The organism is Pseudomonas lyxosi, assembly GCF_047758685.1.
Taxonomy (GTDB): Bacteria; Pseudomonadota; Gammaproteobacteria; order Pseudomonadales; family Pseudomonadaceae; genus Aquipseudomonas; species Aquipseudomonas lyxosi.
The window spans coordinates 4,474,034-4,496,633 of record NZ_CP180481.1; the positions used below are offsets into that span (position 1 = coordinate 4,474,034).

19 protein-coding genes and 1 pseudogene are annotated in these 22,600 nt (G+C 60.5%); 13 read left to right on the forward strand and 7 right to left on the reverse strand.

Annotation, left to right across the window (positions count from 1 at the left end; all coding sequences use genetic code 11):
* Nucleotides 1–50: 50 nt before the first annotated feature.
* The gene (locus ACMXYI_RS20655; RefSeq protein ID WP_415768826.1) at nucleotides 51–1,484 is read right to left on the reverse strand and encodes a PLP-dependent aminotransferase family protein; all 1,434 of its coding nucleotides are present in this window, start codon (nucleotides 1,482–1,484) and stop codon (nucleotides 51–53) included.
* 207 nt (nucleotides 1,485–1,691) lie between these two features.
* Here ACMXYI_RS20655 and ACMXYI_RS20660 point away from each other — a divergent pair, with 207 nt between their 5' ends.
* From ACMXYI_RS20660 to ACMXYI_RS20670, 3 genes are all read left to right on the forward strand, one after another.
* Nucleotides 1,692–2,132 (forward strand): carboxymuconolactone decarboxylase family protein, encoded by a 441-nt coding sequence (locus ACMXYI_RS20660; RefSeq protein WP_123364141.1) that lies wholly within the window; start codon nucleotides 1,692–1,694, stop codon nucleotides 2,130–2,132.
* Nucleotides 2,133–2,219: 87 nt separating this feature from the next.
* The gene (locus ACMXYI_RS20665) at nucleotides 2,220–3,212 is read left to right on the forward strand and encodes a LysR family transcriptional regulator (protein WP_415768827.1); all 993 of its coding nucleotides are present in this window, start codon (nucleotides 2,220–2,222) and stop codon (nucleotides 3,210–3,212) included.
* A 37-nt stretch (nucleotides 3,213–3,249) separates the two neighbouring features.
* On the forward strand, nucleotides 3,250–3,771 hold the full coding sequence (locus ACMXYI_RS20670; protein WP_415768828.1) for a GNAT family N-acetyltransferase: 522 nt from the start codon (nucleotides 3,250–3,252) through the stop codon (nucleotides 3,769–3,771).
* A 1-nt stretch (nucleotide 3,772) separates the two neighbouring features.
* On the opposite strand, the gene ACMXYI_RS20675 is transcribed toward ACMXYI_RS20670, so the two are convergent.
* On the reverse strand, nucleotides 3,773–4,465 hold the full coding sequence (locus ACMXYI_RS20675; protein ID WP_056745848.1) for an aspartate/glutamate racemase family protein: 693 nt from the start codon (nucleotides 4,463–4,465) through the stop codon (nucleotides 3,773–3,775).
* Nucleotides 4,466–4,558: 93 nt separating this feature from the next.
* Between ACMXYI_RS20675 and ACMXYI_RS20680 the strand changes: the two genes are divergently transcribed.
* Together ACMXYI_RS20680 and ACMXYI_RS20685 are read left to right on the forward strand one after the other, a co-directional pair.
* Complete coding sequence (locus ACMXYI_RS20680) at nucleotides 4,559–5,335, forward strand: helix-turn-helix domain-containing protein (RefSeq protein ID WP_415768829.1); 777 nt, start codon at nucleotides 4,559–4,561, stop codon at nucleotides 5,333–5,335.
* 69 nt (nucleotides 5,336–5,404) lie between these two features.
* Complete coding sequence (locus ACMXYI_RS20685; protein WP_046046933.1) at nucleotides 5,405–5,899, forward strand: hypothetical protein; 495 nt, start codon at nucleotides 5,405–5,407, stop codon at nucleotides 5,897–5,899.
* 47 nt (nucleotides 5,900–5,946) lie between these two features.
* Here ACMXYI_RS20685 and ACMXYI_RS20690 read toward each other — a convergent pair whose 3' ends face one another.
* On the reverse strand, nucleotides 5,947–6,168 hold the full coding sequence (locus ACMXYI_RS20690; RefSeq protein WP_415768830.1) for a cbb3-type cytochrome c oxidase subunit 3: 222 nt from the start codon (nucleotides 6,166–6,168) through the stop codon (nucleotides 5,947–5,949).
* A gap of 15 nt (nucleotides 6,169–6,183) precedes the next feature.
* Nucleotides 6,184–7,611 carry a cytochrome-c oxidase, cbb3-type subunit I gene (gene ccoN, locus ACMXYI_RS20695; RefSeq protein ID WP_415768831.1) on the reverse strand — a complete coding sequence of 476 codons (1,428 nt, stop codon included), beginning with the start codon at nucleotides 7,609–7,611 and terminating at the stop codon, nucleotides 6,184–6,186.
* Nucleotides 7,612–8,032: 421 nt separating this feature from the next.
* Here ccoN and ACMXYI_RS20700 point away from each other — a divergent pair, with 421 nt between their 5' ends.
* The 3 genes from ACMXYI_RS20700 (at nucleotide 8,033) to ACMXYI_RS20710 (ending at nucleotide 11,228) form a co-directional block, all read left to right on the forward strand.
* Nucleotides 8,033–9,706, forward strand: a complete 1,674-nt coding sequence (locus ACMXYI_RS20700) for a nitrite/sulfite reductase (protein ID WP_415768832.1) — start codon at nucleotides 8,033–8,035, stop codon at nucleotides 9,704–9,706.
* Nucleotides 9,703–10,182 carry a DUF934 domain-containing protein gene (locus ACMXYI_RS20705; RefSeq protein ID WP_102614351.1) on the forward strand — a complete coding sequence of 160 codons (480 nt, stop codon included), beginning with the start codon at nucleotides 9,703–9,705 and terminating at the stop codon, nucleotides 10,180–10,182. Before ACMXYI_RS20700 ends, ACMXYI_RS20705 begins: the two co-directional genes overlap by 4 nt.
* 77 nt (nucleotides 10,183–10,259) lie before the next feature.
* Complete coding sequence (locus ACMXYI_RS20710; RefSeq protein ID WP_415768833.1) at nucleotides 10,260–11,228, forward strand: hypothetical protein; 969 nt, start codon at nucleotides 10,260–10,262, stop codon at nucleotides 11,226–11,228.
* A gap of 220 nt (nucleotides 11,229–11,448) precedes the next feature.
* On the opposite strand, the pseudogene ACMXYI_RS20715 reads toward ACMXYI_RS20710, so the two are convergent.
* The 3 genes and pseudogenes from ACMXYI_RS20715 to ACMXYI_RS20725 all read right to left on the reverse strand — a co-directional run.
* Nucleotides 11,449–11,655: pseudogene (locus ACMXYI_RS20715) on the reverse strand (DUF1254 domain-containing protein); the annotation flags it as partial.
* 10 nt (nucleotides 11,656–11,665) lie between these two features.
* A complete protein-coding gene (locus tag ACMXYI_RS20720; RefSeq protein ID WP_415768834.1) occupies nucleotides 11,666–11,836 on the reverse strand; it encodes a hypothetical protein in 171 nt (56 codons plus the stop codon).
* 234 nt (nucleotides 11,837–12,070) lie between these two features.
* Complete coding sequence (locus tag ACMXYI_RS20725) at nucleotides 12,071–12,496, reverse strand: YciI family protein (protein WP_415768835.1); 426 nt, start codon at nucleotides 12,494–12,496, stop codon at nucleotides 12,071–12,073.
* Between the two features lie 264 nt (nucleotides 12,497–12,760).
* On the opposite strand from ACMXYI_RS20725, the gene tpx reads away from it, so the two are divergent.
* From tpx to ACMXYI_RS20750, 5 genes are all read left to right on the forward strand, one after another.
* Nucleotides 12,761–13,261 carry a thiol peroxidase gene (gene tpx, locus ACMXYI_RS20730; RefSeq protein WP_134097025.1) on the forward strand — a complete coding sequence of 167 codons (501 nt, stop codon included), beginning with the start codon at nucleotides 12,761–12,763 and terminating at the stop codon, nucleotides 13,259–13,261.
* 178 nt (nucleotides 13,262–13,439) lie between these two features.
* Complete coding sequence (locus ACMXYI_RS20735) at nucleotides 13,440–14,756, forward strand: MdtA/MuxA family multidrug efflux RND transporter periplasmic adaptor subunit (RefSeq protein ID WP_415768836.1); 1,317 nt, start codon at nucleotides 13,440–13,442, stop codon at nucleotides 14,754–14,756.
* On the forward strand, nucleotides 14,753–17,857 hold the full coding sequence (locus ACMXYI_RS20740) for an MdtB/MuxB family multidrug efflux RND transporter permease subunit (RefSeq protein WP_415768837.1): 3,105 nt from the start codon (nucleotides 14,753–14,755) through the stop codon (nucleotides 17,855–17,857). The genes ACMXYI_RS20735 and ACMXYI_RS20740 overlap by 4 nt, the downstream gene beginning before the upstream one ends.
* On the forward strand, nucleotides 17,854–20,961 hold the full coding sequence (locus ACMXYI_RS20745) for an efflux RND transporter permease subunit (protein WP_415768838.1): 3,108 nt from the start codon (nucleotides 17,854–17,856) through the stop codon (nucleotides 20,959–20,961). Before ACMXYI_RS20740 ends, ACMXYI_RS20745 begins: the two co-directional genes overlap by 4 nt.
* The gene (locus tag ACMXYI_RS20750; RefSeq protein ID WP_415768839.1) at nucleotides 20,958–22,439 is read left to right on the forward strand and encodes an efflux transporter outer membrane subunit; all 1,482 of its coding nucleotides are present in this window, start codon (nucleotides 20,958–20,960) and stop codon (nucleotides 22,437–22,439) included. Before ACMXYI_RS20745 ends, ACMXYI_RS20750 begins: the two co-directional genes overlap by 4 nt.
* The last annotated feature ends 161 nt before the right edge of the window (nucleotides 22,440–22,600 follow it).

A 22,600-nucleotide genomic window follows, 5' to 3' on the forward strand; every position in this document is an offset into this window, starting at 1 on the left:
TCTCCGGACCACCAATAGCCAATCGTGGGATAAAAACGCAGACCAATCCATCAGGCGACCTGCTGCAAAATGTCCCGCAGACGGTCCAGGGCGATGTCGATGTCGAGGGTTTCGATGGCGCCAAAACCGAGGAAAAGCCCGGACTGCGGCGCTTGCTGATAGAAAAAGCTGTCGATGGGATACACCCCGACTTCGACCTTTTTAGCCAGTTCGATCACTAATGGAATATCGATAGGCACTTTGCACATAACCGCCATGTGGAACCCGGCGGTGGTCGGGACCGCCTCGAGCCACGGTGAAAGGTCGCCGGCCATGCGCTCGAGGATCCGCTCACGACGCCCGGCATAGATCGTATGGCAGCGTCGAATGTGCTTGAGCAGACAGCCTTCGGCGATGAACTTGGCCAGCGCCCATTGGGGCAGGGTAGACGTGTGCAGGTCGGTGAGCTGCTTGGCGCGAATGACCGCTTCGAGTATTGCCGGCGGCAGGATCGCATAACCCAGCCGCAGCTCCGGCAGCAGGGTTTTTGAAAAGGTTCCGACGTAGGCGACGATGCCGCGTTCGTCCATGCTTTGCAGCGAGTCGGTAGGCCGGCCTTCGTAGCGGAATTCGCTGTCGTAATCGTCCTCGATGATGATCGCGCCCAACTCATGGGCCCGCTCCAGCAGCGCCACCCGGCGCGCCTGGCTCATTGGCATGCCGAGCGGGAACTGGTGAGAGGGGGTGACGTAAATCAGTCGGGTGCCAAGGGGGATCTTGTCCACCTGAATGCCTTCGGCATCCACCGGGACGCCGATCACCGTGGCGCCATGGGTACCGAACAACAGGCGTGCGGGCGGATAGCCGGGGTCTTCCATGGCGACAAGGCTGCCGGGGCGCGTGAGCACCCGGGAGATCAGGTCCAGTGCCTGTTGCGCGCCGTTGCACACCACCACGTCTTCGTCCTGGCAATTGACCCCGCGAGAAAACGCGATGTGCCGGGCGATCGCATTGCGCAGCGCCGGCAGGCCTTCGGGCAGGCTGTAGAAACCCTTGGAAGCGGCGATCTGGCGCAAGGCGTGAGCGGTGCAGCGCCGCCAGTCATCCTGGGGAAACTGGCCCTTGCTGGTGGCGCCGCCGATGAAGTCGTAGCGCAACGAGCCTTCCAGCGTCGGATGGCGCAGGAACACCGGCAGGTTGCGCCAGGACTCGATGACCTCGGCACTGGCCAGCTCCGAATGGCTCTGTTTACGGGTGATTTTCGCCGGTCGGGCGTTGACGTAGGTGCCTTTGCCGATGACCCCGGTGAGGAAGTTTTCGTAGGTCAGTTGCGTGTAGGTGTCGGAAATGGTCTTGCGCGAAATGCCCAGTTGTTCTGCCAGCAAACGACTGGGCGGTAGCTGCGTCCCGGCTGCCAGACGCCCGGATTCGATCGCGCTGCGCAGTTGGCTGTACAACTGGCCTGCCAGGTCCTTGCGGCCGTTGATGACAACGTGAAGTTCCATACCGGCGAGGCTCCTGGGGCGATTGAGGCGCGTGTGCGTCGGGCCAGATTACCCGCATGAGCGCCTGCGCAAAAGTTGCGTGGGCGAAAAACCTCCGATTGGTCTGGTGCCTGAGTGGTCCACGGGTATTTCGTAGAATTGGATCTGTAACGCCGGCGTATCAACGCCTACCTTGGGGGGCACACATTCGATCCACGAGGTCACTCCATGAACGCCCGCCTGGATTACTACAGCGCGTCGCCCAAAGCGATGAAAGCAATGATTGCCATGGAGGCCTTGACCAGCAACCTCAGCATCGAGCCGGCCTTGCTGCATTTGATCAAAATCCGTGCCTCGCAACTCAATGGCTGCGCCTTCTGCACCGACATGCACTCGGTGGATGCCCGGCGACTCGGCGAGACTGACCGTCGGTTGTATTCAATCGTGGTCTGGCGCGACAGCGGCTTCTTCAATGCGCGAGAACGCGCGGCGCTGGCCTGGACCGAAGCCGTCACCTTGCTCTCTGAAAACCATGTGCCGGACGAGGTCTACGCGCAGGCCCGGGAGCAGTTCAACGAAGGCGAGATGGTCGACCTGACCATCGCCGTCACCACGATCAACAGCTGGAATCGCCTGGCGGTGAGTTTTCGGCAGACCCCTGGCGGCTGAATCGATTTTACGCCCCGAATGTCACATCAGGTTCATAAACCCTGCGCAGGATGAGGCTTTCAAGGACAGATCGACAGGGAGTCAGCGATGCCATTTATGGAAACCACAGATCGTCAGCAAGCTGCCGAGTACCGCTCGCCCGTAGAAAATACTTCATCCTGGCGCACACTGGCGGCAGGGATTGATCCGGTACTGGCGCAGTCTTTTCGGGTCAGTGCCCGTTGCGGCTGTTTCATGCAGGCGGCCCGCAGTCTCAACATCAAGGCCACTCAACTGCGCAAACAATTGGCACAACTTGAAGCGCAACTGCAGTGTTCGCTGTTCAGCCACTCAGAGAATGGCGTTGCCCTCAGTCGTGACGGATTGCAGCTGCAATCGCAGTTGATTGCTCTGGCCCACGAGCGCGACTTGCCGGTGATCGAGCAGCCGTTGATTCGCCTGGCCGTCGCCGAATCGATCCTGCATGACATTCTCAGTCGCGATCTGGTTGCCTTGTTGCGGCGCAACGCCAGCGTGCGCCTGGACATCATTACCCTCGACAGTGAACTGTCCCTGCAAGCGGTCAGTGCCGATGTGGTGCTGTGGCTGGCCGGCACCGATTCACCGCTGCTCGGCCCGAGTTTTGCTGTCAGCGAGCCCCGGCGTCTGGCGCGGCTCGACTATCTGCCCCACATTGCCAAACGGTATTCACGGGTCGCGTCCCGCCCTGACAGCCTCGATGACCTGGCGGATATCCTGCTGGTGCAATGGCAGCATGACCGTCAGGTCGACTGTTTTCGGCCGTGGAATACCCTCGTGGACCAGCGCCTGGCCGGAGTGGTGCAGTTGCATTCCTATGAGCTGATGCTGGAGATGATCCGTTGCAGCGCCTGCATTGGCCTGCTGCCCGGCTACATCAGCCGCTTCGACCGCGGCCTGATTGAATTGCCGGGGCTGTTCAGTCAACCGATGCAGCGCCAGGTGTGGATGGCGGTCAATGCCGAGTCCGAGGGTTCAGCGCAGGTGCAGATGATCGTCGAGCTGATCCAGAACACCTTCGAAGAGCGGCGGGAGTGGTTCGAACAACCTGCGGCGGTATAGAGTGGGCGGCCATGTCTGTATCAAGGATGAATCACCCATGCCCGCCACTGACGCTGTCATTTCCTTCGAACGTTTCAACGAATCCCACATCGACGGCATTACCGCGCTCTACAACGACCCGGCCATTACCCGTCAGGTGTTGCAAATGCCGTTTCAGTCCGCGGAAGTCTGGCGCAAGCGCCTGGCGCCCGACAACGAGCGTGTGGTGCAGCTGGTGGCGCTGCATCAAGGGACGGTCATCGGCAATATTGGCCTGGAGCAGTTTTCGCGGATACGCCGCAGCCATGCCGGCAATCTCGGCATGGGCGTCGCGGTGGCTTGGCAGGGCAAGGGCGTCGGCTCGAAGCTGTTGGCGGCGGCGCTGGACATCGCCGACAACTGGATGAACCTGCAACGGGTCGAGCTTTCGGTCTATGCCGACAACGAAGCCGCCATCGGGCTCTACCGCAAGTTCGGCTTCGACACCGAAGGGTTGTTTCGCGACTACGCCGTGCGTGATGGCGTGCTGGTGGATGCCTTGAGCATGGCGCGCCTGCGTCGCACACCCAAGGCCGGTTGAGTCACTCGCCCAACGCGAACGCCACCGCCGCTTGAGCATGCAGTTCGGTGGTGTCGAGCAAGGGCAGGGCGCTGTGCTCGGGTTTGATCAGCAGGCCGATTTCCGTGCAGCCGAGGATGATTGCCTGGGCGCCGCGTCGGGTCAGCGATTCGATGACCTGCTGATAGACCTTGCGTGACGCCTCGCTGATCACCCCGACGCACAACTCGTCATAGATGATCCGGTGGACGGCCTGACGTTCATCGGCCTCCGGCACCAGTACGGTCAACCCCATTGAAGTCAGGCGCTCCTTGAGGAAGTCCTGCTCCATGGTGAACGCTGTACCGAGCAATCCAATCTTCAGCGCGCCAGCCTCGACGGCAGCCTGACCCGCCGGGTCGGCGATGTGCAGGAACGGAATGCTGATCGCTGCCTGAATCTGCCCGGCCACTTTGTGCATGGTGTTGGTGCACAGCACCACGCAATCGGCACCACCCGCCTGCAGCCGTTGCGCCGCGTCCACCAGAATCGCCGCGGCATCGTCCCAGCGCCCGGCGTGCTGGGCCTGTTCGACAGGGCCAAAGTCGACGCTGTACATTAGCAATTTCGCCGAACGCAACGGCCCGAGCCGGTCGCGCACTTGCTGGTTGATGAGACGGTAGTACTCGGCGCTGGACTCCCAGCTCATGCCGCCGATAAGGCCGATGGTGCGCATGTCGTGCTCCTGTTGATGGCAACCCTTTGTTCGAGCATGCCCTTATTTGAGAGTACCCGTGGCTCTTCATAGCGATCTATCAGGAAATTTCACATGCCAACGGTGCTGAGCCAGGAGCTGCTGGGCGGCAGACTCTGCTTGCAGCTTTTGCCCCGGGCGGCTTACAGCGCGCGTGATCCTGTGCAGTGGCAAACCCTTGGGGTGACACTGGAACGTCAACAGGGCGTGCACGCCATCGATTCGGATCACCGGGTGGATTTCGACACTTTGCCTGGGGTGCTGGCTTACACCCCGGTCGGCGTGGAAGTGTTTTCCGAATCGGCCAGCGGTGGCGAATACCTGCTGATGCGTCTGGACGAGCCGTTGGCCCATCAGCATTTACCCGCGGTTGACCATCGTGTGCAGTCTTCAGGTAATCGCCGCGCACTGATGCTGGGCCGGGAACTGCGGCGTCTGTTGCTCGCTCCGCAACCGGACAGGCTGGCGCTTGAGCAAAGGGCGGTTGAATTCGTTGGTTTGATGGAGCCGAAGGCCAATACCGCGCAACGTGCCACGCCCAGGGTTTTCACCCAAGTGCTTGATCAGATCGCCGAGCAGTTCCACGAGCCCCTGACGCTGCAACAATTGGCCGCCACCTACGGGCAAAACGAGCTGCGCTTTCTGCGCGACTTCACCCGGACCATCGGCCTGACACCTCACGCTTACCTCGTTGAAGTGCGGCTTCAGGCGGCACGCCGGATGATCGAACACACCGATCTGTCCCTGGCCGACATCGCCCTGGACGCCGGCTTCGCCCATCAGTCCCACATGGGCAGTGCCTTTCGCAAATACCTGGCCATGACCCCCAGCCAATACCGTTCACGCTTTTAGTCGTACGCCGGCAGCGCGCATCTGCCATGCTCAAAGTCCGCAGCACTGCTTCAACAAAGGAACACCGCAATGGACGACGTACAGCAACTGGGTGAGATGCTTCGCCATTACGCAGAAAGCGAAGCGCACAAGAAGCAACTGTTCGAGTCGCAATCGGCCGTTTGGGCGACGCGAATTGGTGAGCTGTTTGATCAGATCCAGCAATGGCTGGAACCGGTCCAGGCGCCGAATCTGCTGGAGGTGAGCCGCGAGGCCTATGTCGCCTCGGGGCCGAGCGTTCCGGTCGAAACGTCGACCTTCAAGACCGAGAAGCTGTCCATTGTGATCGCCGGTAAACCAGTGGAGTTTGTGCCGGATGTGATGGGTGCCGGTGGTCAGATTTCACTGGCCGTGATGGGCCTGACGGCCGCGCGCTATGGCAGCATTTCGCTGGTGTGCCTGCCGCCGTCCAGTAGTTGGCAATGGCGCAAGACCAATGGGTTGAAAGATCCGGATACCTTTGCGTTCGATGCGAACTTTTTGGCGCAGCAGTTGCAGAGTCTGATTCCCCGCGAACGCAGCTGAGCTTAATGATCGTTCCCACGCAGAGCGTGGGAACGATCAGTGTGGCGTCAGATTTCCAGGTTGCCCCACCCCGGTTTCACTTCTTCCGGCGCCACCGCCTTCACACTCTTACCCGTCGCCAACTCCACCCGCCGCGCCACCTCCGGGTCATCGGCAAACGGAATCAAACTGGCTTCATCCAGACTCTCTGTCGTCTGGTGTTTCAGGCAGTATTCAACCGCCAGCCAAAGCCCCACCACGCCCAACACATTCAGCACGACCTCAATCATCTCAAGCCCCTTGCCTCAGGCAATCTGCGCGTCGCGGTGGGCCATTTCGACGTCCGAAACCCGCACCGTGCGCCAGACGTTGTAAGCCATGAGCAACATGCCGCTGAGGAAGAACACCCCACCGGCGAAGCGCACCACGAACCCTGGATGGCTGGCCTGCAAGGCTTCGACGAAGGAGTAGGTCAGCGTGCCGTCGTCGTTGATCGCGCGCCACATCAGGCCCTGGGTGATGCCGTTGACCCACATCGAGGCGATGTACAGCACCGTGCCGATGGTCGCCAGCCAGAAGTGCAGGTTGATCAGCGGCGTGCTGTACATCTGCTCGCGGCCGAAGACTTTCGGGATCATGTGGTACAGCGAGCCGAAGGTGATCATTGCCACCCAACCCAGAGCGCCGGCGTGGACGTGGCCGATGGTCCAGTCGGTGTAGTGGGAGAGGGCGTTGACCGTCTTGATCGCCATCATCGGCCCTTCGAAGGTCGACATCCCGTAGAAGGCCAGGGACAACACCAAAAAACGCAGGATCGGGTCGGTGCGCAATTTATGCCAGGCCCCTGACAGCGTCATCATGCCGTTGATCATTCCGCCCCAGCTCGGCGCCAGCAGGATCAGCGACATCGCCATGCCCAGCGACTGCGCCCAGTCCGGTAGTGCGGTGTAGTGCAAGTGGTGCGGGCCGGCCCAGATGTACAGGGTGATCAGCGCCCAGAAATGCACGATCGACAACCGATAGGAATACACCGGCCGCCCGACCTGTTTCGGCACGAAGTAATACATCATCCCCAGGAACCCGGTGGTCAGGAAGAAACCCACCGCGTTGTGCCCGTACCACCACTGCACCATGGCGTCGGTCGCCCCGGAATACACCGGATAAGACTTGAACCAGTCCACCGGAATGGCCAGGTGATTGACCACGTGCAGCATCGCGATCACCACGATGAACGCGCCGAAGAACCAGTTGCCGACGTAAATGTGTTTGGTCTTGCGCTGCACCACGGTGGTGAAAAACACGATGGCATAAGCGACCCAGACCACCGTCATCCACACCGCGCCGGAGAACTCGATCTCGGCGTATTCCTTGGTGGTGGTGTAGCCCAGCGGCAGGGTGATCAGCATCACCACGATCACCGACTGCCAACCCCAAAAGGTAAATGCCGCGAGCTTGTCCGAAAACAGCCGCACCTGGCAGGTACGCTGCACCGCGTAGTAACTGGCGGCGAATTGCGCGCTGCCGGCAAAGCCGAAAATCACCAGGCTGGTGTGCAGCGGGCGCAAGCGGCCGAAGGTGGTCCATGGCAGGTCGAGGTTCATCTGCGGCCACACCAGTTGCGAGGCGATCCACACCCCCATCGCCATCCCCACGACACCCCAAACCACGGTTGCCACGACGAATTGGCGGACGACCTTGTAGTTATAGGCCTGTCCGATTGTTGCTGTGCTCATGGTCAATGCTTCCACGGTTGCAAAGTCTTGCCAGGCCACCCGGACTGGCATGCCGTCCACTGTAGAAACCCTGCCGGAAACAAAACAGACTCAGAAAAACCGAGTTTATGCGGATCAGATAAAGCGCATGTCTGCGGTGATCAGCCGCAGTCTGATACGGTTTTTTAGCATTCAGGTGAATCTGTAACGTACTGCGCCGCAGGTCCATAGTCGTTACCACAAGCACCGCCAAACCCGTAGCAGCTGTCGAGCACCGCGAGGCTGCGTTCGGCTGCGAAGCAGTCGTCAAACCAGGTGACTCGGTCTGTCAGGTAAACCGTGGGCACAGGATTTACGACTGCTGCGCAGCCGAACGCTGCCTCGCGGTGCTCGACAGCTGCTACGGGGCAGAGCGTGCGATCAATCCTGATGAGGTAGCCACATGTATCAGTACGATGACTATGACCGGGCCCTGGTCTTTGAGCGGGTCGCGCAGTTTCGCGATCAGGTCGAACGCTTCATGGCGGATGAGTTGAGCGAAGAAGAATTCCTGCCGCTGCGTTTGCAAAACGGCCTGTACATGCAAAAGCACGCCTACATGCTGCGAGTGGCGATTCCTTACGGCACATTAAGCGCGCCGCAAATGCGTACGCTGGCGAGCATCGCCCGGGATTACGATCGCGGCTATGGCCACTTCACCACCCGGCAGAACATGCAGTTCAACTGGATCGAACTGGCCCAGGTGCCGGACATCCTCGAACGTCTGGCACAGGTGGAAATGCACGCGATCCAGACCTCCGGCAACTGCGTGCGCAACATCACCACCGAAGCCTTTGCCGGGGTGGCGGCGGACGAAATGATCGACCCGCGGCCGCTGGCGGAAATCCTGCGGCAGTGGTCGACCATCAACCCGGAATTCCTGTTCCTGCCGCGCAAGTTCAAGATCGCCATCTGCTCGGCGGAACAGGACCGGGCGGCGATCATGATGCACGACATCGGCCTCTATCTTTACCCGGGTACCAACGGGCAAATGCTGCTGCGGGTCATCGTTGGCGGCGGGTTGGGGCGCACGCCGATCCTTGGTTTACAGATCCGCGAAGGGTTGCCGTGGCAGCACTTGCTGTCCTACGTCGAGGCGGTGCTGCGGGTCTACAACCGCCACGGTCGGCGCGACAACAAGTACAAGGCGCGGATCAAGATTCTGGTCAAGGCGCTGGGCATCGAAGCCTTTGCCCGGGAAGTGGAGGAGGAGTGGCAGTACCTCAAGGACGGCCCGGCGCAGTTGACCGACGTCGAGTATGAGCGCGTGGCCAGCGCCTTTGTGCCGCCGGATTACCGCGCTCTGGCGGACGCCGACCTCGATTTCGGCACACGCCTGTCCGAAACCCCGGCTTTCGCCCGCTGGGTGTCGCGCAACGTTCAGCCACACAAGGTGCCGGGTTACGCCAGCGTGGTGCTGTCGACCAAACCGGGCATTGCCTCACCGCCGGGTGATATCACGGCCGAGCAAATGGAGGCCGTTGCCAACTGGTCCGAGCAGTTCGGTTTTGGCGAAATTCGCATCGCTCATGAACAGAACATTGTGTTGCCCGACGTGCCCAAGGCTGATCTCTACTCGCTCTGGTGCCTGGCTTGCGAACAGGGCCTGGGCTGCGCCAACATCGGTTTGCTCACCGACATCATCGCCTGCCCCGGCGGCGACTTCTGCGCGCTGGCCAATGCCAAGTCGATCCCCATCGCACAAGCCATTCAGGCACGCTTCGAAGACCTCGACTATCTGCATGATCTGGGCGACATCAGCCTGAACATCTCCGGCTGCATGAACGCCTGCGGCCACCACCACATCGGCAACATCGGCATTCTGGGGGTCGATAAGAACGGCAGCGAGTGGTACCAGATCACCCTCGGCGGTGCCCAGGGCAAGAACAGCGCATTGGGCAAAGTCATCGGCCCGTCCTTCAGCGCCGCCGAAGTACCCGGGGTGATCGAGCGGATCATCGCCACGTTCGTCAATTACCGCGAGAGCGAGGAAGTGTTCGTCGATACCTTGCAGCGCATCGGTCTGGAACCGTTCAAAGAGCAGGTCTATCCGAAGCTGCTGGAGGTGTCGGCATGAATAATTTGCTGCGGCTGGAGGAGGGTGTGGCGCGGATTGTCGCTGATGATCCATGGACCCTGGTCAGGGATGTCAACGATGAATGGCCGGCGGGTGCAGTGATTCTGCCGTTGGCCCGTTGGCTTGAGGGGCCACCGCAAAAAGGGGTGTGGTTGGGGCCGGACGATGAAGTAGAAAGCCTCAAGCCGTGGTTTTCACACCTGCCGCTGATCGCCCTCGACTTCCCGAGCTTCCGTGACGGTCGCGGTTACAGCCAGGCCTACTTGCTGCGCACTCGATTGGGCTGGACGGGCGAGTTACGCGCGGTCGGCGACGTACTGCGCGATCAACTCAGCCACATGCGTCAATGCGGGTTCGACAGCTTCGCGGTGCGTGAGGACAAGTCCGCCGAAGATGCGCTCAAGGGACTGGCCGGGATGAGTGTGTTGTATGGGCGTTCGGTGATTGAGCCGCGGCCATTGTTCAGGCGACGTTGAGGGTTTCGCTTGGGTCGATGATGGCACTTTGGTAGAGTCCGCACCTCATAAGGAAGTCGTACCGAAAGGAGTCTGGTTTGAGTGTGGGCAAGAAGATTTTAGGGTTAACCGCGTTTCTGCTGATGTTGACCCTGTGGGGCGGCTACTTTTATGTGTTCCAGGAGAACCGCGGCGGTCAGTTGGGTGGTGCGTTCGACAGTTACGCCTGGTGCGGCACGCCACCGGCCGCCGATGCGCTGTCACTGGGCAAGGATCAGCTGACGCTGCGCATCACCAACAACCTGCGTGGCGAGTTCATGCTCAGCGGCGCGTTGATTGTTTCCGAGCGGACTTTCAACCGCTACGACCTGGGCCGTAACGAGCTGCGCCTGCGCCTGGAACCGCTGCAATGGTCCTACGGCGCCACGCCGATTTTCCTCGAACAGGTCAGGATCGAACCCCTGAGCCGTAACCTCGCCTCTGACAACAAAAGCGCCTACGCAGAGCTGGAGTCACGACCGATTGGCGTACAGGGGCGCGCCACCGAGTTCCCCTTCGATACCTACCGCTACGGCTACAAACCGGTGCTGTATTACCTCAAGGGCAATGAGCGCATCGACCTGCGCTTTCGTCACATCACCACGGTGATGGAGATGTCGAACACCTTTACGCCCATTCAGAAGTACAACCGGGTCGAGTATATCAACGAGAAAAACTCGCTGGTTCGCGACGAGGATTACAAGCCTTACGCCGCCAACGAATGCGCGTTCAGCGTCGAGCGCAAGGGCTCGTTCAAGGTGATCGTCTTGTTGTTGCTGCTGGTGATTTGCCTGCCGCTGATGCACGTGTTCTATCGCGATGAACCGGGGATCGATTTTCTCGCCACGCTGGTGAGTATTGGGGCGATCCGGGTGTTTCTGGTGGGGCCGTTGCAGGACTTTCAGCTGTACAACATTGACTTCCTGTTTGGTGCGGCGATTTTACTGGTGGGGACGGTGTCGTTGATCAAGGCGATGCGGGCGAATAGTCGGCGGGAGTTGGCGTTGAAGAGTGGTTCTTCGTGGTGATTCCACCTTCTATGTAGCAGCTGCCAAGCAGCGCGAGGCTGCGTCCGGAGTCCGCCGTCGTGAAGTCACGCGATACGGTTTACAGGAAAACCGTGTTTGCAGGGTTTACGACGACTTCGTCGCCGAACGCAGCCTCGCGCTGCTCGACAGCTGCTACAGATGACAGACCGAGTGCGTTCAAGATCACGTTAACGACTGGATCAACGACAACCGGGCATTGCGATTGCACCGGCAACGCCCACAGATAACTTTGGACCGCCTGTTGGAAATCCAGCTCGGCGTAGAGCCTGGCGATCGATTCATGCGCCGGAGATTCACCTTCCGTCGAGATCTTGCCGATCCGCATATCGAGGTCCTGAGCACCGACGCCGCAACTGACGAACATCGTCATCAGGCTGAAACCGGCTGCGCGAATTGCAACGTGCATATCAAAGTCCTCATTTGCCGAAGGTGACGTTAATCCCGGCGAACAGTGCGAACCGCAGTAGGCCATCGCCGGTGTTGTAGCCACCGTTTGGATCAGTTCCAGCGCTGATCGGCACGGTGGCGCGCGGTAACTGCGGCACACCAATAAAATCGCTGGGAGCGAGGGGTAAGGTGCCACGCATCAGAAAGTCATCAGTAAAGCTTGGGTGTGTAGTCATCCAGAAGGTGGGTGCCAGGCCTGTAGGACACTTCTGTTGAAGCTAGCAGCTGACGCCGGGTTCGCCAGTCGAAGGGGGAGCCTGAACAGATCAACCAGATAGATAGCAAAAAAGTTAGTACTAAAACAGGAGGTTGAGAGCGATGGACTGCTGATGTGGCGAGGGGGTTTGGCCCTCTCGCCATTATGATCGGACTATTCAGTGCTTCTTCACCTGCGCACGCAGCCGTTCTTCCTGCTCCCGCAGCTCCGGTGTGAACTCGTCCCCGAAATCCTCGGCCTCGTACACCTGGCGAATCTCGATCTCGGCGTCGGTGCCTGGCATCGGGTTGGGGCAGCGCTTGACCCACTCGATCGCCTCCTGTTTCGACTTCACCTGCCATATCCAGTAGCCAGCGATCAGCTCCTTGGTTTCGGCGAACGGGCCGTCGATCACCGTGCGCTTTTCACCCGAGAAACGCACGCGGGCGCCTTTGCTGCTGGGTTGCAGGCCATCGCATTCGATGAGGATGCCGGCTTTGACCAGCTCCTCGTTGTAGTTGCCCATTGCGGTCATCAGTTCTTTGCTGGGCAGCACACCGGCCTCGGAATCCTGGCTGGCTTTCACAATGATCATGAATCGCATGGTCTTATCTCCGCTGGATGTGAGTGACTCACAGGCTAGTCGAATGGCCGTCGCCTGAATCGACAGCGCTTCCTACGAAAGATCGCCGAAAAGCAGATTTGTTTCTCGACACTAAACTCGCTATGCAGTGATAGGGGCGGGTTGTATCCAATGTGTGCGACGAGACATCACAATTTGTATCTGGGCATAGGTCGTCGGGCCATTTCGTGGTTAACTTCGGCCTCTTCAAAATTCTCTACAACAACGTTCAGAAGGACTCCGTTCATGGCTCAAGTCACTCTTAAAGGCTCCCCGGTTCAAGTCAACGGCCAACTGCCACAAGCCGGTTCCAAGGCGCCAGCCTTTTCCCTGGTTGCCGGCAATCTGTCCGACGTGACCCTGGCGAGCTTCGCCGGCAAGCGCAAAGTGCTGAACATCTTCCCAAGCGTCGATACCCCGACCTGCGCGACTTCGGTTCGCAAGTTCAACGCCCAGGCCAACGATGTCGCCAACACCGTCGTGCTGTGCATCTCCGCTGATCTGCCGTTCGCCCAGGCTCGCTTCTGCGGCGCCGAAGGCCTGGAAAACGTACAGAACCTGTCGACCCTGCGCGGTGCCGAGTTCATCGAGAACTACGGCGTTGCCATCGCTGACGGTCCGCTCAAAGGCCTGACCGCCCGCGCCGTCGTGGTTCTGGACGAAAACGACAACGTTCTGCACAGCGAACTGGTCAAGGAAATCGCTGAAGAACCGAACTACGAAGCAGCACTCGCCGTTCTGAAGTAAAAGTAGTTTTACAATTGTTAACGGCCTGGCCCTGTCCAGGCCGTTTTCATTTGTGCTTCAGTGTCTTAGATAAATCTCCTGTTACGTAAGCCAAAGGTAAATTGCCGGTAAAGCCGCTTTGCTTAATGCCCGCCAGTGCTTATCGTTCAGCCTCCTGTAGAAGAAGCCCACGCGCCCAATGGTTGATCATTCCATGCAATCCTCCGTTTCCCGTAGTCCCCGTCGCTGGCTGTTCGGCCTGCTTGTCCTGTTGGTCATCGCTGGCCTGTGCTGGAAATTCTGGCCTGCCGGCACTGCCCAAAAAGAGGGCGCAGGGCAAAAAGCCGTTGCCGGGCACACCGGCAGGTCGGGGGGGATGCGTCCCGGTTTCGGCGGGGCGACCGGGCCCGTTCCGGTGCGTGTCGCGCCAGCGGTCAAGGGCGACTTCCCGCTGTACTACAAGGCGCTGGGCACCGTGACGGCGCTGAACACCATTAATGTGCGCAGCCGCGTCGGTGGTGAGCTGATGAAGATCTCCTTCGAGGAAGGGCAGATGGTCAAGGCGGGCGATCTGCTGGCTGAAATCGACCCGCGTCCTTACCAGAACGCCTTGCTTCAGGCCGAAGGCACGTTGCTGCAGAACCAGGCACAACTGAAAAACGCCCAGGTCGATGTGGAACGCTATCGTGGCCTGTATCGCGAAGACAGTATCGCCAAGCAGACCCTGGACACCGCCGTAGCGCTGGTGGGCCAGTATCAGGGCACGGTCAAAACCAATCAGGCGGCGGTCAACGACGCCAAGCTCAATCTGGAATTCACCAAGATCCGCGCCCCGATTGCCGGGCGTGTGGGCTTGCGTCAGCTGGATGTCGGCAACCTGGTGGCAGCCAACGACACCACCGCGCTGGTGATCATCACCCAGACCCAACCGATCAGCGTTGCCTTCACCTTGCCGGAAAACAGCCTGGAGATCGTGTTGGCCCGTTATCGCACCGGCGCCAAACTGCCCGCCGAAGCCTGGGACCGTGGCGACACCAAGTTGCAGGCCACCGGCGTCTTGCAGAGCCTGGACAACCAGATCGACGTCACCACCGGTACCCTGAAATTCAAGGCGCGCTACGAGAACCGCGATCAGGCGCTGTTCCCCAATCAGTTCGTCAACGTCCACCTGCTGGCCGACACCCTAAAAGACGTGGTGCTCGCACCTTCGGCAGCGATTCAGTTCGGCACCAACGGCACGTTTGTCTACGCCCTGGACGGCGACAAGAAAGTCGCGATTCGTCAGTTGAAAGTCGGCGCCAGTGATGGTGAAAACACCGTGATTACCGAAGGCCTCGCCCCTGGCGATCGCGTGGTCCTTGAAGGCACCGACCGCTTGAAGGAAGGCAGCGAAGTGGAAGTGGTCAACGACACCAAGGATGTACCGACCACCCCGACCGGGCACCTGCAAGGCAAATCCGCCGCCACGGCACCTGACGCGACGACCACCGACAAGGTGAAAAAGGGCGGCGCATGAACATCTCGCGGCTGTTCATCCTTCGCCCGGTCGCCACGACCCTGAGCATGCTGGCCATTATCCTGGCCGGCGTGATCGCCTATCGGCTGTTGCCGGTGTCGGCATTGCCTCAGGTCGATTACCCGACCATCCGCGTCATGACGCTGTATCCCGGTGCCAGCCCGGATGTCATGACCAGCGCCGTGACCGCACCCCTTGAACGTCAATTCGGGCAAATGCCCGGCCTGACCCAGATGGCTTCGACCAGTTCCGGCGGCGCTTCAGTGCTGACCCTGCGTTTCAGCCTCGACATCAACATGGACGTCGCCGAGCAGCAGGTGCAGGCGGCGATCAATGCCGCGACCAATTTGCTGCCCAAGGACCTGCCGGCGCCGCCGGTGTACAACAAGGTCAACCCGGCCGACACCCCCGTGCTGACGCTGGCCATCACCTCCAAGACCATGCTGCTGCCCAAGCTCAATGATTTGGTCGACACGCGCATGGCCCAAAAAATTGCCCAGATCAGCGGCGTGGGTATGGTCAGCATTGCCGGCGGCCAGCGTCAGGCCGTGCGGATCAAGGTCAACCCCGAGGCGCTGGCGGCCAATGGCTTGAACCTGTCTGACGTACGAACCTTGATCGGCGCGTCCAACGTCAACCAGCCCAAGGGCAACTTCGACGGCCCGACCCGGGTGTCGATGCTCGATGCAAACGATCAACTGACCTCGCCCAAGGACTACGCCAACCTGATCCTCGCCTACGCCAACGGCGCGCCGTTGCGGTTGAAGGACGTGGCGGAGATCGTCGATGGCGCGGAAAACGAACGTCTGGCGGCGTGGGCCAACGAAAATCAGGCGGTGCTGCTGAATATCCAGCGCCAGCCTGGCGCCAACGTCATCGAAGTGGTTGACCGGATCAAAGCCCTGTTGCCGAGCATCACCGACAACCTGCCGGCCGGCCTCGAAGTCACCGTGCTGACCGACCGCACCCAGACTATCCGCGCCTCGGTCACCGACGTGCAGCACGAATTGTTGATCGCCATTGCGCTGGTTGTGATGGTGACCTTCCTGTTCCTGCGTCGGGCCAGCGCCACGATCATTCCGTCGGTCGCGGTCCCACTGTCGCTGATCGGCACCTTCGGCGTGATGTACCTCGCGGGTTTCTCGGTCAATAACCTGACCCTGATGGCACTGACCATCGCCACCGGTTTCGTGGTGGACGATGCGATCGTCATGCTGGAGAACATTTCCCGATTTATCGAAGAGGGCGACAGCCCCCTGAATGCAGCACTCAAAGGCGCCAAGCAGATCGGCTTCACGCTGATCTCCCTGACCCTGTCGCTGATTGCAGTACTGATTCCATTGTTGTTCATGGCCGACGTGGTAGGGCGGTTGTTCCGCGAATTTGCCATCACCCTGGCGGTGGCGATCCTGATTTCCCTTGTCGTCTCCCTGACCCTGACGCCAATGATGTGCGCGCGGTTGCTCAAGCGTGAGCCCAAGGAAGAAGAACAGGGCCGTTTCTACCGGGCCAGCGGCGCCACAATTGATTGGATGATCGCGGCTTACGGGCGCAAGTTAAAGTGGGTTCTCAAGCATCAACCGCTGACCCTGATGGTGGCCATCGGCACACTGGCGTTGACCGTGTTCCTTTACATGGTGGTGCCCAAGGGCTTCTTCCCGGTGCAGGACACCGGGGTGATCCAGGGCATTTCCGAGGCGCCGCAGTCGATTTCCTTTGCGGCCATGAGCGAACGTCAGCAGGAACTGGCCAAGGTGATCCTGGGGGATCCGGCGGTGGAGAGCTTGTCGTCCTACATCGGCGTCGACGGTGACAACTCGACGCTCAACAGCGGTCGTCTGCTGATCAACCTCAAATCCCACAGCAATCGTGATCTGAGCGCCACCGAGGTCATCGCACGTCTGCAACCGGAATTGGACAAGCTCCCCGGCATTCGCTTGTTCATGCAACCGGTGCAGGACCTGACCATCGAAGACCGCGTCAGCCGGACTCAATACCAGTTCAGCATGTCGTCGCCGGACTCGGAGTTGCTGAGTCTGTGGAGCGGTCGTCTCGTCGACGCACTGGCCCAACGGCCGGAGCTGACCGACGTTGCCAGCGATTTGCAGGACAAAGGTTTGCAGGTCTATCTGGTGATTGACCGCGATGCGGCGTCGCGGGTCGGTGTGTCGGTGTCGAACATCACCGATGCGCTGTACGACGCCTTCGGTCAGCGGCAGATTTCCACCATTTATACCCAGGCCAGCCAATACCGCGTGGTGCTGCAATCGCAGTCCGGCGAGAGGATCGGCCCGGAGGCGCTGAACCAGATTCACGTGAAAACCACCGATGGCGGGCAAGTGCGCCTGTCCAGTCTGGCGCACATGGAGGAGCGTCAGGCACAACTGGCGATCACTCATATCGGTCAGTTCCCGGCAGTGATGATGTCCTTCAACCTCGCGCCCGGCGTGGCGCTGGGGCATGCGGTGGAGATCATCGACCAGGTGCAGAAAGACATCGGCATGCCGATTGGCGTGCAGACCCAGTTCCAGGGCGCGGCTGAAGCGTTCCAGGCGTCGCTGTCGAGCACCTTGCTGCTGATTCTGGCGGCGGTGGTGACCATGTACATCGTGCTTGGCGTGCTCTATGAGAGTTACATCCACCCGATCACCATTCTCTCGACCTTGCCGTCGGCTGCGGTCGGCGCCTTGCTGGCGTTGCTGTTGAGCGGCAATGACCTGGGCATGATCGCGATCATCGGCATCATTTTGTTGATCGGCATCGTGAAAAAGAACGCGATCATGATGATCGACTTCGCCCTCGACGCTGAACGCAATCAGGGCATGGACCCGGAAACGGCGATCTATCAGGCGGCGCTGCTGCGTTTCCGGCCGATTCTGATGACCACGCTGGCCGCGTTGTTCGGCGCGGTGCCACTGATGCTGGCGACCGGCTCCGGCGCGGAACTGCGTCAACCGTTGGGTCTGGTGATGGTGGGTGGCTTGTTGGTCAGTCAGGTGCTGACGTTGTTTACCACTCCGGTCATCTACCTGTATTTCGACCGCCTCGGTCGGCGCTGGGGTCGCAAGCCTGAAGCAGTGGAAGCGGCAGAACAGCCATGAACCTGTCCGGACCTTTCATCAAGCGCCCGGTCGCGACGATGTTGCTGAGCCTGGCGATCCTGCTGCTGGGCGGCGTGAGCTTCGGCCTGTTGCCGGTGGCGCCGCTGCCGCAGATGGACTTCCCGGTGATCGTGGTCCAGGCGAGTCTGCCCGGTGCGAGCCCGGAGGTCATGGCCTCGACCGTGGCCACGCCGCTGGAGCGTTCCTTCGGCGCTATCGCCGGGGTCAACACCATGAGCAGCCGCTCCAGCCAGGGCTCGACCCGGGTGATTTTGCAGTTCGACCTGGACCGCGACATCAACGGCGCGGCCCGGGAAGTGCAAGCGGCGATCAACGCTTCGCGCAATTTGCTGCCGAGCGGGATGCGCAGCATGCCGACCTACAAGAAGGTCAACCCGTCCCAGGCGCCGGTCATGGTGCTGTCGTTGACCTCCGACGTACTGGAAAAAGGCCAGCTCTACGATTTGGCCTCGACGATCCTGTCCCAGAGCGTGTCTCAGGTGCAGGGTGTCGGCGAAGTGCAGATCGGCGGCAGTTCCTTGCCGGCGGTGCGCATCGAACTCGAACCGCAGGCGCTCAACCAATACGGCGTGGCGCTGGACGATGTGCGCAACACCATCGCCAACGCCAACGTGCGCCGGCCCAAGGGCTCGGTCGAAGACAGCCAGCGGCTGTGGCAGGTTCAGGCCAACGATCAACTGGAAAAAGCCAAGGATTACGAGTCGCTGATCATTCACTACGCGGACGGCGCGGCCCTGCGCCTGAAGGACGTGGCCAAGGTCAGCGACGGCGTCGAAGACCGCTACAACAGCGGTTTCTTCAACAACGACGCGGCGGTACTGCTGGTGATCAACCGCCAGGCCGGCGCCAACATCATCGAGACGGTCAACGAAATCAAGGCTCAGCTGCCGGCGTTGCAGGCCGTGTTGCCGGCCAGCGTGAAGCTGAACGTGGCGATGGACCGGTCGCCGGTGATCAAGGCGACCTTACACGAAGCGGAAATGACCCTGCTGATTGCCGTGGCGCTGGTGATTCTGGTGGTGTTCCTGTTCCTCGGTAACTTCCGTGCCTCGTTGATTCCGACCCTTGCGGTGCCTGTGTCGCTGGTCGGCACCTTTGCGGTGATGTACCTCTACGGATTTTCCCTGAACAACCTGTCGCTGATGGCGCTGATTCTGGCCACCGGACTGGTGGTGGACGACGCCATTGTGGTGCTGGAGAACATTTCCCGGCACATCGACAAAGGCGTACCGCCGATCAAGGCCGCGTACCTCGGGGCGCAGGAAGTCGGCTTCACCTTGCTGTCGATGAACGTCTCGCTGGTGGCGGTGTTCCTGTCGATCCTGTTCATGGGCGGGATCGTCGAAAGCCTGTTTCGCGAGTTTTCCATCACGTTGGCGGCGTCCATCGTGGTGTCGCTGGTGGTCTCGCTGACGCTGACACCGATGCTCTGCGCCCGCTGGCTCAAGCCGCATACGCCGGGTGAGGAAAACCGTTTGCAGCGCTGGAGTCAGCGCGCCAACGAGTGGATGGTCGGCAAATACGCCACGAGCCTCGACTGGGTGCTGCGTCACCGCCGGTTGACCTTGCTTAGCCTGATCGTGACAGTCGGCGTTAACATTGCGCTGTATGTCGTTGTTCCTAAAACATTTATGCCTCAGCAGGACACCGGCCAGCTGATCGGTTTCGTGCGCGGCGACGACGGGCTGTCATTCAGTGTGATGCAGCCGAAAATGGAAACCTTCCGCCGCGCCGTGCTCAAGGATGACGCGGTGCAAAGCGTCGCCGGCTTCATCGGCGGCACCAACGGCACCAACAACGCCTTCATGCTGGTGCGGCTGAAACCGATCAAGGAACGCAACATTTCTGCGCAAAAGGTCATCGAGCGCCTGCGCAAGGAAATGCCCAAGGTCGCCGGTGCGCAGCTGATGCTGATGGCCGATCAGGACCTGCAATTTGGTGGCGGTCGTGAACAGACCACGTCGCAGTATTCCTACATCCTGCAAAGCGCCGACCTTGGCGAGTTGCGCGAGTGGTACCCGAAAGTCGTTATCGCACTCAAGGCGTTGCCGGAGCTGACGGCGATTGACGCCCGTGAAGGGCGGGGCGCCCAACAGGTGACCCTGATCGTCGATCGTGATCAGGCCAAACGCCTGGGCGTCGACATGGACATGGTCACCGCGGTGCTGAACAACGCCTACAGTCAGCGGCAGATTTCGACGATTTACGACAGCCTTAACCAGTATCAGGTGGTGATGGAGGTCAATCCGAAATATGCCCAGGACCCGATCACCCTCAAACAGGTTCAGGTGATCACCGCTGACGGTGCACGGATTCCGCTCTCGACCATCGCGCATTACGAAAACAGCCTGGAAGACGACCGCGTCAGCCATGAAGGCCAGTTCGCCTCCGAGAGCATTTCCTTCGACATGGCCGAAGGCGTGACGGTGGAGCAGGGCACGGCGGCCATCGAGCGGGCCATCGCCAGACTGGGTATGCCGGAAGACGTGATCGTGAAAATGGCCGGCACCGCCGACGCCTTCGCCGCGACCCAGAAGAGCCAGCCTTGGATGATTCTCGGCGCGCTGGTGGCGGTGTATCTGGTGCTCGGTGTGCTGTATGAAAGCTACATTCATCCGCTGACCATTCTCTCGACCTTGCCGTCGGCCGGGGTCGGCGCGTTGCTGTCGATCTATGCGCTGGGCGGTGAGTTCAGCCTGATCTCGTTGCTCGGGCTGTTCCTGCTGATCGGCGTGGTGAAGAAAAACGCCATTCTGATGATCGACCTGGCCTTGCAGCTGGAACGGCATCAGGGCATGGCGCCGCTGGAATCGATTCGCAGCGCTTGCCTGCAACGTCTGCGGCCGATTCTGATGACCACCCTGGCGGCGATCCTCGGCGCCTTGCCGTTGCTGCTGAGCCGCGCCGAAGGTGCGGAAATGCGTCAGCCGCTGGGCCTGACCATCATTGGCGGGCTGATCTTCAGCCAGGTGCTGACCCTTTACACCACCCCGGTGGTTTACCTCTATCTCGACAAACTGCGCCATCGCTTCAACCACTGGCGTGGGGTGCGTACCGATGCTGCTCTGGAAACTCCGCTATGACTGACCGTTCGCTTATCACTCTGGCTGCACCGCTGGTAACGGCCCGAGGCTCGCGTTTGTTGAGCCTGGCGCTGTGCGTGGCGATGCTGAGCGCCTGCGCCATCGGCCCGGATTACCAGCGCCCGCAAGCGGCTGCGCCGGCGCAATACAAGGAAGCGGCAGGCTGGCGTCAGGCCAATCCCAGCGATTCCCTGGCCCGCGGCGCGTGGTGGGAGTTGTATGGCGATCAGCAACTCAATGGCCTGGTTGAAAAACTCAACAGCTCCAACCAGACGGTCGCGCAGTCCGAAGCCCAGTACCGGCAGGCCCAGGCCTTGGTGCGCAGTGCCCGTGGCGCGTTTTTCCCAACCGTGGACCTGACCGTCGGGAAAAACCGCTCCAGCCAGGGCACCGGCAGCAGCAGTTCGAGCCTGACCAGTTCTTCCAGCGGGATTCGCGACACTTACACCGCACAGGCCGGGGTCAGTTGGGAAGCCGATGTTTGGGGAAAACTGCGCCGAGGCCTTGAAGCCGACACCGCCAACGCCGAGGCGAGTTTTGCCGATCTGGCGGCGATGCGCTTGAGCCAGCAGTCGGAACTGGTGCAGAACTATCTGCAACTGCGCGTGATCGACGAACAGAAACGCCTGCTGGAAGCGACGGTCGAGGCCTATCAGCGTTCGCTGACAATGACTGAAAACCAGTATCGCGCCGGTGTCTCCGGCAAGGACGCGGTGGCGCAGGCCCAGACTCAGCTCAAAAGCACCCAGGCTGACATGGTTGATCTGATCTGGCAGCGCGCCCAATTCGAGAACGCCATCGCCGTACTGATCGGGTTACCACCGGCCGAGTTCAGCCTGGCTGAAACCAAAGACATTCCTGCGTTGCCCGAGATCCCGCTGACCCTGCCTTCGCAATTGCTCGAGCGCCGCCCGGACATCGCCTCCGCCGAACGCTCGGTGATGGCGGCCAATGCCAACATCGGCGTGGCCAAGGCGGCCTACTACCCGGACCTGACGCTGAGTCTGAACGGTGGTTACAGCAGCAGCACCACTTCCAACTGGATCAGCGTGCCGAACCGCTTCTGGTCGGTCGGACCGCAATTGGCCATGACCTTGTTCGACGGCGGTCAGCGCTCCGCGGAAGTTGACCGTAGCGAAGCGGCCTACGACGAAACAGTGGCCAAGTACCGCCAGACCGTGCTCGATGGCTTCCGTGAAGTGGAAAACTATCTGGTGCAGCTCAAGGTACTGGAAGACGAAGCGGGCGTGCGCCAGGAAGCACTGGACGCAGCGCGTGAATCTTTGCGTCTGACCCAGAACCAGTACAAGGCCGGTGTGATCGCGTATCTGGGCGTGGTGGTCGTTCAGGCCACAGCGTTGAACAATGAACGCAGCGTGCTGAGCCTGTTGCAGAGCCGATTGATTGCCAGCGTGCAGTTGATCGCGGCATTGGGTGGTGGCTGGGATGGGGCGTTGCAGGTGAGCGAAAAAGAGTAGGCGCCAGCTCCGATGATCGTTCCCACGCTCTGCGTGGGAATGCAGCCCGGGACGCTCCGCGTCCCTTTCGAGAGTTGGAACGCGGAGCGTCCCTAGAGGCATTCCCACGCGGAGCGTGGGAACGATCATAGGGGCGACACTTAATGTGAAACCTTAAAACA

Bases quoted from the DNA above. Each gene is read 5' to 3' on its own strand.
- ACMXYI_RS20750 (WP_415768839.1), top strand. From the start codon at position 20,958: ATGACTGACCGTTCGCTTATCACTCTGGCTGCACCGCTGGTAACGGCC.
- ACMXYI_RS20705 (WP_102614351.1), top strand. From the start codon at position 9,703: ATGAATAATTTGCTGCGGCTGGAGGAGGGTGTGGCGCGGATTGTCGCT.
- ACMXYI_RS20675 (WP_056745848.1), bottom strand. From the start codon at position 4,465: ATGCGCACCATCGGCCTTATCGGCGGCATGAGCTGGGAGTCCAGCGCC.
- ACMXYI_RS20655 (WP_415768826.1), bottom strand. From the start codon at position 1,484: ATGGAACTTCACGTTGTCATCAACGGCCGCAAGGACCTGGCAGGCCAG.
- ACMXYI_RS20745 (WP_415768838.1), top strand. From the start codon at position 17,854: ATGAACCTGTCCGGACCTTTCATCAAGCGCCCGGTCGCGACGATGTTG.
- ACMXYI_RS20690 (WP_415768830.1), bottom strand. From the start codon at position 6,168: ATGATTGAGGTCGTGCTGAATGTGTTGGGCGTGGTGGGGCTTTGGCTG.
- ACMXYI_RS20725 (WP_415768835.1), bottom strand. From the start codon at position 12,496: ATGCGATTCATGATCATTGTGAAAGCCAGCCAGGATTCCGAGGCCGGT.
- ACMXYI_RS20660 (WP_123364141.1), top strand. From the start codon at position 1,692: ATGAACGCCCGCCTGGATTACTACAGCGCGTCGCCCAAAGCGATGAAA.
- ACMXYI_RS20685 (WP_046046933.1), top strand. From the start codon at position 5,405: ATGGACGACGTACAGCAACTGGGTGAGATGCTTCGCCATTACGCAGAA.
- tpx (WP_134097025.1), top strand. From the start codon at position 12,761: ATGGCTCAAGTCACTCTTAAAGGCTCCCCGGTTCAAGTCAACGGCCAA.
- ccoN (WP_415768831.1), bottom strand. From the start codon at position 7,611: ATGAGCACAGCAACAATCGGACAGGCCTATAACTACAAGGTCGTCCGC.
- ACMXYI_RS20670 (WP_415768828.1), top strand. From the start codon at position 3,250: ATGCCCGCCACTGACGCTGTCATTTCCTTCGAACGTTTCAACGAATCC.
- ACMXYI_RS20720 (WP_415768834.1), bottom strand. From the start codon at position 11,836: ATGCGTGGCACCTTACCCCTCGCTCCCAGCGATTTTATTGGTGTGCCG.
- ACMXYI_RS20680 (WP_415768829.1), top strand. From the start codon at position 4,559: ATGCCAACGGTGCTGAGCCAGGAGCTGCTGGGCGGCAGACTCTGCTTG.
- ACMXYI_RS20740 (WP_415768837.1), top strand. From the start codon at position 14,753: ATGAACATCTCGCGGCTGTTCATCCTTCGCCCGGTCGCCACGACCCTG.
- ACMXYI_RS20735 (WP_415768836.1), top strand. From the start codon at position 13,440: ATGGTTGATCATTCCATGCAATCCTCCGTTTCCCGTAGTCCCCGTCGC.
- ACMXYI_RS20665 (WP_415768827.1), top strand. From the start codon at position 2,220: ATGCCATTTATGGAAACCACAGATCGTCAGCAAGCTGCCGAGTACCGC.
- ACMXYI_RS20700 (WP_415768832.1), top strand. From the start codon at position 8,033: ATGTATCAGTACGATGACTATGACCGGGCCCTGGTCTTTGAGCGGGTC.